Here is a 12,554-nt window from a genome sequence, read left to right as displayed (position 1 = left end):
GCGGGGGGGGGGGGGGGGGGGGGGGGGGGGGGGGCCCGGCGGGGGGGGGGGGGGGGGCGGGGGGGGGGGGGGGGGGGGGGGGGGGGGGGGGGGGCGGGGCGGGGGGCGGGGCGCCCCGGCCCCCCCGCGACGGGCGGTCAGCGCAGCTTTCCGGCGCCGGCGCGGGCGCCGACGATGCCGGGGACGGCCTTGACCGGGTCGACCTTGGTGCGCAGGGTCGGCGTCCAGCCCGCGCCGGACTCGAGGGTCTCGGCGGGGATCTCGGCGTTGTGCACGGCGATCAGGTCGACGGGCTTGCCGTTGACGTGGTTGTCGGCGGCGGTGACCGGCGAGACGTTCCACCGCTTCAGCACCTTGGCCGCGCTGATCCCCTTCGGCAGGGTGAACGCGTTGTGCTCGGCGACCAGCTGCGACTCCTTGCCGACGCCGAAGCTGTAGGAGTAGTCGCCGTCCGCGACGAAGTGGTTGTTGTAGGAGTCGACCTGCCCGAACCGCACGCGCGGCGCGCGCTCCACCAGGTTCGAGAACAGGTTGTGGTGGAAGGTGACCTTGAGCTTGCCCCGGTCGCCCGCCGCGGTGGACTCGCTGTCGCTGTTGCCGATCAGGATCGTCTTGTCGTGCTCGGTGAAGACGTTCCAGGAGGCGGTGACGTAGTTCGAGCCGCGGACGACGTCCAGCTCGCCGTCGTGCTGCTGGTACAGCATCCCGAAGTAGGTGGGCGCGGCGCTGTCGGGGTGGCTGCCGTCGGTGAAGGTGTTGTGGTCCAGCCAGACGTGGGTGGAGCCGTAGACGACGGCGGTGTCGTACTCCGAGTTCCAGTTGCCCTGCGAGCCGTCGGTGGGGTCCCACTGGGGGAAGCAGTCGATGGGGCTCTCGAAGCCGAGGTTGCGGACGATGACGTTGTCGACGCCCTTGATCTGGAGGCTGGCGCCCTTGAACCCGGCGTGCCTGCCCACCCCGATGATGGTGGTGTTGGCGGGGATGTTCGCCTTGATGGCCTGGTCCTGGTTGGCGGCGGAGGCGCGGCGCAGGCCCTCGGGGCTGTCGTCGGGCTCGGCGCTCAGGTCGGTGTCGAGCCCCCAGGTCTCCGGCGCGTACGCGGCCAGGTAGGCGTCGAAGTCGTATCCGGGGGCGGCGAAGGCGTCGCATCCCTCGGAGACCGCGTCGATCGTGCCCTTCACCTTGATGATCTTCGGTGCGCTGCCGCCGTCGGCGAGTGCGGCCTTGAAGCCGGCCCAGGTGGTGACGGTGTAGACGTGCGCGGCGTCGGCGGCGGACCCGCCGGTGGTCCCGGTGCCGTAGGAGGCCCAGCCGTCCTTGGCCGGGAGGGTCTGCCGGGCGGGATCGGCCGGGGAGTGCGCCTGGGCGGTGGTGCCGGTGACCGTCAGGGCGAGGGCGGTGCAGCCGACCACGGCGAGGCTTGTGGCATGGCCATGCCATTTCTGTGCGTTCATTGTGCGGCTCTCTTTCGTCTGCAGGGGGGTGTCCTTACGCGGTGGCCGGCGGCCAGGTGATCCAGGACTCCGGGATCTCCGCCTCCAGCCGGCGCACGTCCCGGGGCGCCAGCACCCGGCGGCGCAGCAGCTCGGTGGCGACGAGCCGGGCCACGGCGATCGCGCCGGGCGGATTGAAGTGCGTGTTGTCCTGTTCGGTCTCGGTCCAGTTGAAGTACGTCTTCGTCTCCTCGGCCCCGAGCCGCTGCCACAGCGCGAGCGACAGGGCCTGGAGGTCGAGCAGCGCGACGCCCTCCTCCTCGGCCAGCGCGCGCATCGCCGCCGGGTACTCGCCGTGGGTCGGCACGGCGTTGCCCTCCGCGTCGAACCGCCGCCGCTCCACGGGCGTCAGCAGCACGGGCCGCGCCCCGCGGGCCCGGGCCCCGTCGACGTACAGCCGCAGGTGGTCCTGGTACGTCGTCCAGGGCTCGGTGTACCGGGCCGGATCGGCTGTCTTCTCGTCGTTGTGCGCGAACTGGACGAGCAGGAAGTCACCGGGCCGGATGGAGGCGAGGATGACCTCGAGCCGTCCCTCGTCGACGAAGCTCTTCGAACTCCGCCCGTTCACGGCGTGGTTCGCGACGACCCGGTCCTTGTGCAGGAAGAAGGGGAGCGCCATTCCCCACCCGGTCTCGGGCGCGGCGTCGGCGAACTTCTGGGCGGCGGTGGAGTCGCCGGCGATGTAGAGGGTGCGGGGTCGCTGCGCGGCCCGGGCGGTGCCGGTGGCCGCGGCGGCGAGGGGAAGGGCGGCGAGAGCCGCGGAAGTGACCTGTCTGCGGGTGAGGGACACGGGGGTGCACCTTTCGGCAGAGGCGGGTGTCCTGACTCGGGGCGGCGGGGCCGCATCGGCGTGCGGCCCCGCCGCGTGGGCGCGGTCGACCGGGGACGGTCCGCGCCCTGCGGCGCGACGGACCGTCCCCCGGTGGGACCCGGTGAGTTCGAGCGGGTTCGAGCGGGCTCAGCTGCTCTGCTGCTTCCACTCCTCCTGGGCCTTGTTCAGCTGCTCGGCCAGCGTGTCCAGGAATTCCTTCGCGCTCATCTTCCCGAGCAGCACCTTCTGGAAGTTCGGCTCGTTGTCCGCCTTCGAGATGGTGTTCCAGTCCGGCAGGTAGTACGGCAGCTGCACGATCGTCGTGGAACCGTCCGTCAGCGCCTGCGCCGCCAGCTTCGTCGGCTCGGACTTCTGGATCCACGCGTCCGACGCGGCGTCGTTGTTGGCCGGCACCTGCCCGGCCGCCTCGTTGAACTTGGAGTTCTCCGCCTTGGAGGTGGCGAACTCGATGAACTTCCAGGCGGCTTCCTTGTTCTTCGAGCTCTTGAACAGACCGAGCCCGTCGACGGGGTTGGACACCTGGACCCGCTTGCCGCCGGGACCCGTCGGCTGCGGGATGCCCCGGAACTTGTCGGCCCCGAGCGCCTTCACGTGGTCCTGGTAGGAGCCCAGGTTGTGGTTGAGCATCCCGATGGTGCCCGAGTCCCACTGGGCGACCATCTTGGTGAAGTCGTTGTTGAGGTCGGCGGCCGGGGTGACCTTCTTGTAGAGGGCGGCGTACTTCTCCAGCGCCGCGACGTTCTTCGGGTCGTTGACCGTGGTCTTGTCGCCGTTCCAGAACGAGGTGATCCCGCTCTGCCCGTACATCGCGTCCAGGGCCTGCGCGATGGAGCCGGAGCCGCCGCGGATGGTGTAGCCGAACTTGTTCTTCTTGGAGTCGGTGAGCTTCTCCGCCGCGTCGTAGAACGCGTCCCAGGTCGTCGGCTCCGCCAGGCCCGCCGCCTTGAACAGGTCCGTGCGGTAGTAGAGGACGCCGTTGTTGGCGGAGGTCGGGATGGAGTACAGGGTGCCGTCGCCTCCGCCGGAGGCCTTCAGCACCTTGACCATGTCCTCGTTGAGCTTGCCGTTCAGGGAGGACTTGCCGAGCCGGTCGTCGAGCGGCTCGAGCGCGCCCTGCGCGGAGAAGCCGGCGATCATCGCCGCGCCGACGCCGCCGACGTCCGGCAGGCCGCCGCCCTGGAGGGCGGTGTCGACCTTGGACTGGTACTCGGTGGAGGCGATGCCGACGTACTCGACCTTGATGTCCGGGTTGGCCTTCTCGAAGTCGGCGATGATCTCCTTCCAGATGTCGGTGCGGACACCGCCGTTGTTGTCCCAGAAGACGATCTTGCCCTTGCCGCTGCCTTCCTCGCCCTTGTCGCCGCCGGCGCCGCTGCCGTCGTCACCGCAGGCGGTGGCGGTCAGGGCGAGCGCGGCACCCAGGGCGACGGCCGTGGCGGCGCGCCTGCTTCTGCGGATGCTGATCTTCATTGGTCGGCTCTCTTCTTCTGGATCCAACGGGCATGTGAAGTTGTGGGGGGTCAGTGGTGGCGGGCGTACGGAGCCCAGTCGTCCGTGCCCCTGAGGTAGTCCGCGACGGTGTGGGTCCGCGCGTCCGCGTCGCTCATCTGCGGCCGGTCCGCGGACACCGTCGCGCCCGGACCGGTGTTGCGGTACTCGGCGAACCGCGCGTCCCGCCACGAGAACCCGCTCATGTCGGTCCACGGCGCGGACTTGACCGCGGCGGGCAGCTCGGTCTCCCGGACCAGCACCTGGGCGACGGCCGCCGGCTCACCGCCCGGATGCCAGGGCCGCCCCAGGTGGAAGGTCCCGGCCGGTGCGTCGCTCACGATCCTCGACCGGGTGATCAGGAACCCGTACGGGTTGCCCGACCAGGTCGAGGCGGCCGTGACGTAGCCGTTGTTCGTGGCGGAGCCACGGCTCAGCGCCCGGATCACGGACCGCTCGATGACGGTCGTCGCCCGTCCGTAGACGAAGTCGACGTCGCCCTCGATGAAGGAGTCGCGGATGTAGACCCGGCTGACGGCGTCCAGCGCGGGGCTGTCGGTCATCAGGGTGTCCTGGTTGCCCAGGAAGGCGGTGTCCTCGAAGACGATCCGGTCGCCGGTCGTCTTCACCGCCAGCGCCTGCTCGCCGTTCAGCTCGTGCGCGGCCTCGTCGAAGTCGTTGCTGAAGGTGAGGTTGCGCGCGGTGACGTCGTTCGCGGCGATCCGGACGGTCGCGCTTCCCGTCGAGCCCCCGTACGCGGCAGGCGTGTCGTAGACGATGACGGTGTCCGAGCGGTCCTGTCCAGTCCCCTGCAGCAGGATGTTCGGCCGGTTCGCCGGGACGAACACCTTCTCGCGGTACGTGCCGGGCGCGACGGCGACGGTCACCGGCAGGGAGTTGCCCTCGGGCACGGCGTCCACGGCGGCCTGCACGGTCGGGTAGTCCGCGGGGACGCGGAGCGTCACCGCGTCCCCGATCTGCCGCTGCGGCCCGGAGAACCTCGTCACCAGCGCGGGCACGGCCGCCGCCGGGTCCGGCCGGTAGGCGTAGAAGTCCCGCGGGTCGAAGGCGGCGCCCCACTCGTCGTGCCGGCCCGTCGTGTTCCTCAGGATCGACCCGCGCTCCACCAGCTCCGCGGTCGCGTCGGCCTGGTAGGGGTGCTGGACGTCCCGGTAGTAGCTGTTCTCGATGACCATCTTCGTCCGGCCGCGCGACCAGTTCCCGTACGTCCACACCGGGTCGCCGGGATCCGCCTGCGCCGTCAGGTAGTTGTTGTAGAGGTGCGCGTAGGCGGCGTTGTCGACGGACGGGTTGCGCTGCTTGGTGTGGGCGAAGAGGTTGTGGTCGATGGTGATCTGCGTCTTGACGTTGCTGGTCCAGCCGAGGCCGAAGGTCTTGTTGTTGTTCTCGAACCGGTTGTAGGAGACGGTGACGTACTCGCTGTCCTTGCGGACGTCGAGCTGGCCGTCGCAGATGTTCGAGAAGCGGTTGTGGTCGACCCACACGTGGTGGACGGTGTCCATCTGGATGCCGTCGAAGTCGGTGTCCTTGCAGTCCCAGTTGCCCTCGACCGCCGAGTCGCGGATCGTCAGGTTGCGGATGATCACGTTGTGCGTGCCGGGGCCGAGGTGCAGCTCCCCGTGCACGATCTCACCGGTGTCGCCGACGCCGACGACCGTCTTGTCCGAGGCCACGACGATGTCCGCGCCGAACGGCTCGACGGCGACGGATCCGGCGACCCGGATCACGTACGGCTCCTCGGCGGCCGCGTACTTCGCCAGCGACGCCTGGTCGGTGACCGTGACGACCTTGCCGCCGGCGCCTCCGGTGGTGCCGCCGGCCAGGGAGGCGAAGCCATGGGCCCGGTCGGACCACCGGGGGGCGGCCGAGGGGGACGGCGACGGCGCCGCGTGCGCCTCGCCGACCGTGCCGAGCCCGAGGGCGGCGATCAGGGCGGCCACCGCGGCCGTCACCACACCGGGTCTCGGCAGGCGCTTGCTCCGGAAGTGCGTCATTGCGGCTCCCACAGGCGTACGGAAACGATGGGTCAGCGGTGTGTCAGCGAGGGATCACAGGGGGGTGATCCGGAACTCCGTGAACGTGGCCGCCCCGGCCTGTCCCGGTCCCTCGGGGGCGAGGGCGAACAGGCCGAGCAGGGCGCCCACCCAGCGCCAGGGGGTGGCGGCGAAGACGGGTCCGGAGGAGCGGAAGCCCTCTCCGACGTCGTAGGCGAAACGGCAGCGGGCGCCGTCGGTGATCTCGACCCGCAGGCGGGCACGGCCGCCGGGAGCGAGTCGCGGACGGTCGGCGTCCCGTTCCTTCTCGGCGACGGCCTCGGCGAACCGGTGCACCAGGTGGACGGTTCCGTCGGCCCCGCGCTGCAGGCCGATCCAGCCGAAGGCGTCGCCGAGGACCGCGAGTCCGGCCCGGGCGCCCGGTTCCTCGCCGTGCAGTTCCAGCCCGACCTCCACGGCGGACGGGGTGCCGGGCAGCCGCTGGGTGAGCACGTTCGGCAGTCTGCGCAGGTCGTGCGCGTCGGCCGTGCGGACGCAGGTCAGCCGCAGCCCGTCCCCGGAGTGCTGGGTGGCCCAGCCGTCACGGGGGTTGGCCGTCCACTGCCACTGGCGGCCGAACCGCCCGCCGGGGAAGTCGTCGTCGGTGGCGGGCGCGGCGGGCGGCTGCGGCGGCAGAGCGGGCCTGCGGTGGACGGTGACGGGGGCGCCGTCGTCGCCCATCACCGGCCAGCCGTCCGTCCCCCAGCGCATCGGCTGGAGGTGGACGACCCGGCCGTAGGCGCCGCGCTGCTGGAAGTGCAGGAACCAGTCCTCGCCGGACGGGGTGCGCACCCAGCCGCCCTGGTGGGGGCCGTTGACGAGGGTGTCCTTCTGCTCCAGGACGATCCTCTCCTCGTAGGGGCCGAAGAAGTCCCGGGCGCGGAAGGCGCCCTGCCAGCCGGTCTCCACTCCCCCGGCGGGCGCCAGGATCCAGAACCAGCCGTCGTGCCGGTAGAGCTTGGGGCCCTCCAGGGTGAACCAGCCGGGGATGCGGTCGGCGTCGACGATCACCTTGCCCTCGTCGAGCAGCGACGTCCCGTCGGGGTGCATGCGGTGCCCGGTGAGGCGGTTCTTGATCCCCGAGCGTGACTTGGCCCAGGCGTGCACCAGGTAGGCCTCACCGGTCTCCTCGTCCCACAGGGGGCACGGGTCGATCAGGCCCTTGCCCTCCTTGACCAGGTGCGGACGGGTCCAGGGGCCCCTGATCTGGGGGGCGTTGACCTGGAAGATGCCCTGGTCGGGGTCGCCCCAGAAGATCCAGAAACGGTCGTCGTGGTGCCGGAGCGAGGGGGCCCAGACACCGCAGTCGTGCCGCGGGGACCGGAACTCCGCCGCGGGCTCCAGGCGTTCGAGGGCGTGCCCGACCAGGGTCCAGTCGACCAGGTCGCGCGAGTGCAGCAGCGGCAGGCCGGGGACCCGGCCGAAGCTGGAGGCGGTGAGGTAGAAGTCGTCGCCGACGCGCACCACGTCCGGGTCGGACCAGTCGGCGTTCAGGACCGGGTTCTCGTAGGTCTCGTACGTCACTGGCTGACCGCCTTCCGCACGAGGGCCGCCGCCTCGCCGCGGTCCGGGCGGCCGTCGGCGACGACGGTGACGATCCGGCGGACGGCGGTCTCGCCGGGGGCGATCGCGAGCCGTTCGGCGAAGGCCAGCGAGGAGCCGACGCCCGGGTACTCGGCGGTGCGCACGAACCACGGGTCGCGGCGGGTGGCGTCGGTGGCGCCCGCGAAGACGAGGGTCCAGTCGGTGCCGGCCAGGGCGACCCAGTCGGCGCGCTTCCCGTGCACCTCGCTCTCGCCCTCGGTGCCGGCGGTGAACACGTCGGGGGCCGTGGCCTCCTTGCGGGCGCGCCAGAAGAAGCCGCCGTAGGCCGCGCCGGGGCGTCCGTTGGTGGCGGGGCTGCCGATCGTCACCGGCCGCGGGGTGACGTTGGTGAGGGAGAAGGTGAAGTCCAGTGCCCAGGCGGACTCGGTGAGCGAGGTGGCCGCGACGGTACGGCGCTCGCGCAGCAGCTCGCCTCCGGCGGCGACCCAGCGCAGCTCCTCCACGAAGCCGTCGGGGTCGCGCAGCTGGAAGCCGGTGTGCCGCTGGGCGCCGTGGTTGTCGAGCTCGGTCGGGCCCTGGTCGCGGACGAAGGTGCGTCCGCCCCAGAAGTTGTGCCCCTCGACGTCGGGAACGGCGACACCGACGCCGAGGTGGTGTGCGTGGTCGGCCGGGCTCAGTTCGGTGACCGCCGTGCCGGCCAGGGTGGTGACGGGGTGCAGGTAGGGGCGCGGGGAGAGCCGGGCGGGCAGTTCGGGCCGGGTGACGTAGCGGCCGACGGGGCGGCCCGCGACGCGCAGGACGACCGGGGAGTCGGGTGCCGTCATCAGGTGCTCACCTCTTCCGGATGCGCGGTCGGGGACGCCCAGGCGGCGCCCAGTTCGGAGTAGAGGGCGAGGGTGTCGGCGGCGGCCGCGACGAGTCCGTCGATGCCGGGCACCACCCGGCGGTCCTCGTCGGGCAGCAGGCGCCAGGTGCCCTCGGGCAGCCGGACCGGGTCGGGGGCGAGGCGGATCGCCTCGACGACCCGCATGAACGCCTCCGTCGCGGCCGGCGGGACCAGCAGCTCGGTTCCGTCGGTGAGGTGGTCGACCAGGTTCTCCAGCAGGTCGGCGCGGCCGTGGTCGAACTCCTCGGGGCCGTGGCCGGCGCGCTGGAGCAGGACGCGGTCCTGCTTGTACCAGAAGGTGATCCGGCCGCGGCTGCCGTGGACGAGGACGTACGGGTCGTCGGGGTCCTCGGCGCACAGCGTGGCCGCGACGACGACCGGGCGGCCGTCGGCGGTGGTGATCCGGACGCAGGAGGTGTCGTCGGACTCGATGGCGTTGGCGTGCGCCAGCTCGGTCTCGATGCCGGCGACGTCCTCGGCGCGGGTGGCGCCGGCCAGCGCCAGGGCGGTGGCGACGGCGTGCGCGAGCGGGTTGGTGAGGGCGCCGTCGATCACGTCGACGCCGTTCAGCCGCCGCTTGCCCGCCCAGGGCGCCCGCCGGTAGTACGACTGCGCGCGCGCCCAGGCGCCGGCTCCGCCGACCCCTTCCACCTCGCCGATCACCCCGTCCGCGATCAGTTCGCGGATCGCGGGCAGGGCGTGCGAGCCCAGCGACTGGAAGCCGATCTGGCAGACCACGCCCGCCTCGGCGACCCCGTCGGCCATCCGGCGGAACTCCGCGTACGACGGCGCGGGCGGCTTCTCCAGCAGCAGGTGCACGCCCTTGCGGGCCGCGGTCAGGGCCAGGTCGGTGTGGGTGGGGATCGGGGTGCAGATCACGGCGATCCGGGCGCCCGTGGAGTCGAGCAGCGCACCGAAGTCGGCGGACTGCTCGGGCGTGCCCAGCCCTTCCGGGATCTCGTCCGGGGCGAGCGGGGTCAGCTCGCAGACGCCCGCCAGGCGGACGACGCCCTTGTCCTGGAGCCGGCGGATGTTGTCCAGGTGCCAGCGGCCGTGGCCGCGCGCGCCCGCGAGGACGACGGGTACGGTCATGCGATCCTCCCCGCGCCCGCGCCGCGCGCCACCGCGCGGTCGGCCGCCGCGGCGCTGTCGATCTCTCCGTGCAGGGTGGGCGTCCAGCCGACGTCCGCCGTGAGGTCGCGCTCGCTGCCGGAGTTGTAGGCGTTGTGGACGGCGAGGAGGTCGACCGGGTAGCCGTTGAAGAGGGTGCCGGTCTGGTGCAGGGCGGTGCCGTTCCAGCTCTTGACCAGGTCGGCGACCTCGACGTGGCCCGGAGTGGTGAAGGCGTTGTTCTCGGCGTACATCCCGGACTCGGTGGAGACGCCGAGGGAGTAGCGGTAGTCGGCGTCGTCCTCGTCGACCACGTACCGGTTGTTGTACAGGTGCACCTGTCCGAAGCGGACGCGGGGCGCGCGCTGGACGACGGACTCGAAGGCGTTGTGGTGCAGGGTGACCCTGAGCCTGCCGCGGTCGCCGGTGGCGGCGTCGCCGTTGCCGATGAGGATCGCCTTGTCGTGGTCGGTGAACCGGCTCCAGGAGACGGTGACCAGGTCGGAGCCGTTGGTGATGTCCAGCAGGCCGTCGTGGCGCAGGTAGTTGCGGGCGAAGTAGGTGGGTTCGTCCTCGTCCGGGTGGCCCTTGTCGCTCGCGGTGACGTGGTCGACCCACACGTGGGTCGCGCCGGCCAGCCAGATGTTGTCGTACGCCGTCTTCCAGTCCCCGAGGCCGCCGGTGTTGGGCTGCCAGACGGGGAAGCAGTCGTAGGCGTCGCGCAGGTCGAGGTTGCGGAGGATGACGTTGTCCGCGTTCCTCACCTGGAGGCTGGCGCCCTTGAGGACGGCGCCCTTGCCGAGCCCGACGATGGTGGTGCGGGAGCCGACGGGCAGGACGATCCGCTCGGCCTGCCGGGCCGCGGACGCCTGCCGGGCCTCCTCCTGCGGGCCGCTGGGCTTGGCGGAGCCCCAGGTGCGGGGGTCGTAGGCGGCGAGGTACTTCTTCAGGTCGTAGCCGTCGGTGGCGTAGTCGGCGCAGTCCAGGTGGTCGCCGTCGTCGTCGGTGCTGACGTCGATCGTCCCGGCGATCTTGATGATCTTCGGGGTGTCGCTGCCGCCGTCGAGGGCGCGGACGAGTCCGGCGCGGTCGGTGACCGTGTACACGTGGGCGTCGTCGGCGGCCGCGCCTCCGGTGGTGCCGGCGCCGTACGCCGCCCAGCCGTCGTCCGGGGCGAGGGTGTCGCGGCTGATGTCGCGGGCCTCGGCCTGGGCGGGGACGCACAGCAGTCCCAGGACGCCGGCGGCGGCGACGATGTGACGTGCCCTCACCCCTTCACCGCCCCCGCGCTGAAGCCGGTGATCAGCCACTTCTGGATGAAGGCGAAGACGAGCACGACGGGGACGGCCGCGATGATGCCGCCCGCGGCGAGTGCGCCGAGGTCGACGCTGTCCGCGCTCATCAGGGTGTTCAGCCCGACCGGGATGGTCTGCCGGTCCTGGTTGTTCAGGAACATCAGGGCGAACAGGAAGTGGTTCCAGGAGTGGACGAAGGCGAAGGATCCGACGGCGATCAGACCGGGCCGCAGCAGCGGCAGGACGACGATCCGGAAGGCCGTCAGACGGTTGCAGCCGTCCACCCAGGCGGCCTCCTCCAGCGAGTACGGCACGTTCTTGATGAAGTTGCTGATCAGGATCATCGACAGCGGCAGCTGGAAGACGGTCTCGGCGATGATGACGCTGCCCAGCGAGTTGATCATGTTCAGCTCGGCGAAGATCTCGAACAGCGGGACCAGGAGCAGCGCGCCCGGAACGAACTGGGAGCAGAGCAGGGCCAGCATGAAGCCCTGCTTGATCTTGAAGTCGAAGCGGGCGAGGGCGTAGCCGCCGGCCAGGGCGACCAGCGTCGTCATCACCAGGGTGGCGACGCCGACCAGCAGGCTGTTCTGGAAGTAGGTGCCGAAGCTGCGCTCGGTCCAGACCTTCTCGAAGTGCTCGAAGGTCACCGGCCAGGGCACGAGCGAGGTGGAGCCGGCCGGGCGGAGCGCGAAGAGCAGGATCCAGTAGAAGGGGATCAGGGTGAAGACGAGGTAGATCGACAGCGGCAGGTAGATCTGCCAGCGCGGGACCTCGTCCCAGGAGCGGTTCTGCCGGCGCGGCCGCGGGGCGGGCGCGGTGGGGGCGCTCACGGGCGTGGTGGGCGCCACCTCGGTGGCCTCCTTGGTGATCACTTGGCCTCCCTTCCGAACTTGCTCAGCCGCAGGTAGACCATGGAGCAGAAGAGCAGGATCACGAACGCGACCGTCGTCAGGGCGGACGCGTAACCGAAGTTGTGGGCGTCGACCGAGGTGTTGGCGATGTAGAGCGGCAGGGTCGTGGTCTCGCCCGCCGGTCCGCCGCCGGTCAGGGTGTAGAGCAGGTCGACGTTGTTGAACTCCCACACCGCGCGCAGCAGCGTGGACAGGATGATGGCGTCCTTCAGGTGGGGCAGGGTGATGTGCCAGAACTGCTTGAACCGGCTCGCCCCGTCGACCTCGGCGGCCTCGTACAGGTCCTTGGAGACGGACTGGAGGTCGGCGAGGATGAGGATCGCGAAGAAGGGGACGCCGCGCCACAGGTCGGCGACGACCGCCGCCGGGAACACGGTGGAGGTGTCCGACAGCCAGCTGGTGCCGTAGGAGCCGATGCCCATGTCCGCGAGGTAACGGGTGATGCCGGTCTGGGAGTTGTAGAGGAGCACCCAGATCGCGGAGGTCAGCACGCCGGAGACGGCCCACGGGGAGAAGACCAGGGCGCGTCCCAGTGCCCGGCCCACGAAGGTCTGGTTGACGATGAGGGCCAGCGCCAGACCGAACAGCAGCTGGAGTCCGACCTCGACGAAGACCCACTTGGCGCTGAAGGTCAGCGTGTCCCAGAAGACCGGGTCGTCGGTGAAGGCGTGGACGAAGTTGTCGAAGCCCGCGTAGCCGTTCCGCCACGGCTTGGTGGGGTTGTAGTTCTGCAGGCTGTAGTAGAAGACGCTGATGACCGGGTAGGCGATGAAGCCCAGCATCAGCAGGGCCGCCGGGGCGATCAGCAGGTACGGCAGCCTGCGCGGCGTGGCGGAGGCCCGGCGCCGCCGGGGTGGCGCGGGCGGTTTCGCCACGGCTGCGGCTTGGGCCATGACTGTTCTCCGTTCTGGTGCGTCGTGCGTGGGGTGGTGCCTGC

10 protein-coding genes are annotated in these 12,554 nt (G+C 71.3%); all 10 read right to left on the bottom strand.

The window, feature by feature from the left end; genetic code table 11:
- Positions 1 to 137 precede the first annotated feature (137 nt).
- Positions 138 to 1,454 (bottom strand): polysaccharide lyase family 1 protein, encoded by a 1,317-nt coding sequence (locus tag ACH4F6_RS26260; protein ID WP_397962788.1) that lies wholly within the window; start codon positions 1,452 to 1,454, stop codon positions 138 to 140.
- A 34-nt stretch (positions 1,455 to 1,488) separates the two neighbouring features.
- Positions 1,489 to 2,283, bottom strand: coding sequence for a rhamnogalacturonan acetylesterase (locus ACH4F6_RS26255; protein WP_397962787.1), 795 nt, complete (start codon positions 2,281 to 2,283; stop codon positions 1,489 to 1,491).
- A 168-nt stretch (positions 2,284 to 2,451) separates the two neighbouring features.
- Positions 2,452 to 3,795 (bottom strand): ABC transporter substrate-binding protein, encoded by a 1,344-nt coding sequence (locus ACH4F6_RS26250; RefSeq protein WP_397962786.1) that lies wholly within the window; start codon positions 3,793 to 3,795, stop codon positions 2,452 to 2,454.
- 50 nt (positions 3,796 to 3,845) lie between these two features.
- Entirely contained in the window at positions 3,846 to 5,828 is a 1,983-nt protein-coding gene (locus ACH4F6_RS26245) for a pectinesterase family protein (RefSeq protein ID WP_397962785.1), read from the bottom strand.
- A 54-nt stretch (positions 5,829 to 5,882) separates the two neighbouring features.
- Entirely contained in the window at positions 5,883 to 7,391 is a 1,509-nt protein-coding gene (locus ACH4F6_RS26240; RefSeq protein ID WP_397962784.1) for a family 43 glycosylhydrolase, read from the bottom strand.
- Complete coding sequence (locus tag ACH4F6_RS26235) at positions 7,388 to 8,236, bottom strand: PmoA family protein (RefSeq protein WP_397962783.1); 849 nt, start codon at positions 8,234 to 8,236, stop codon at positions 7,388 to 7,390. Before ACH4F6_RS26235 ends, ACH4F6_RS26240 begins: the two co-directional genes overlap by 4 nt.
- Positions 8,236 to 9,390 carry a Gfo/Idh/MocA family protein gene (locus ACH4F6_RS26230; protein ID WP_397962782.1) on the bottom strand — a complete coding sequence of 385 codons (1,155 nt, stop codon included), beginning with the start codon at positions 9,388 to 9,390 and terminating at the stop codon, positions 8,236 to 8,238. Before ACH4F6_RS26230 ends, ACH4F6_RS26235 begins: the two co-directional genes overlap by 1 nt.
- Positions 9,387 to 10,679 carry a polysaccharide lyase family 1 protein gene (locus ACH4F6_RS26225; protein ID WP_397962781.1) on the bottom strand — a complete coding sequence of 431 codons (1,293 nt, stop codon included), beginning with the start codon at positions 10,677 to 10,679 and terminating at the stop codon, positions 9,387 to 9,389. Before ACH4F6_RS26225 ends, ACH4F6_RS26230 begins: the two co-directional genes overlap by 4 nt.
- Positions 10,676 to 11,578 (bottom strand): carbohydrate ABC transporter permease, encoded by a 903-nt coding sequence (locus tag ACH4F6_RS26220; protein WP_397962780.1) that lies wholly within the window; start codon positions 11,576 to 11,578, stop codon positions 10,676 to 10,678. Before ACH4F6_RS26220 ends, ACH4F6_RS26225 begins: the two co-directional genes overlap by 4 nt.
- Positions 11,575 to 12,510 carry a carbohydrate ABC transporter permease gene (locus tag ACH4F6_RS26215; RefSeq protein WP_397962779.1) on the bottom strand — a complete coding sequence of 312 codons (936 nt, stop codon included), beginning with the start codon at positions 12,508 to 12,510 and terminating at the stop codon, positions 11,575 to 11,577. The genes ACH4F6_RS26220 and ACH4F6_RS26215 overlap by 4 nt, the downstream gene beginning before the upstream one ends.
- Between the last annotated feature and the right edge of the window lie 44 nt (positions 12,511 to 12,554).

The organism is Streptomyces sp. NPDC017936, assembly GCF_044328485.1.
Classification (GTDB): Bacteria; Actinomycetota; Actinomycetes; order Streptomycetales; family Streptomycetaceae; genus Streptomyces.
This window is presented reverse-complemented; position numbering and strand designations above follow the sequence as displayed.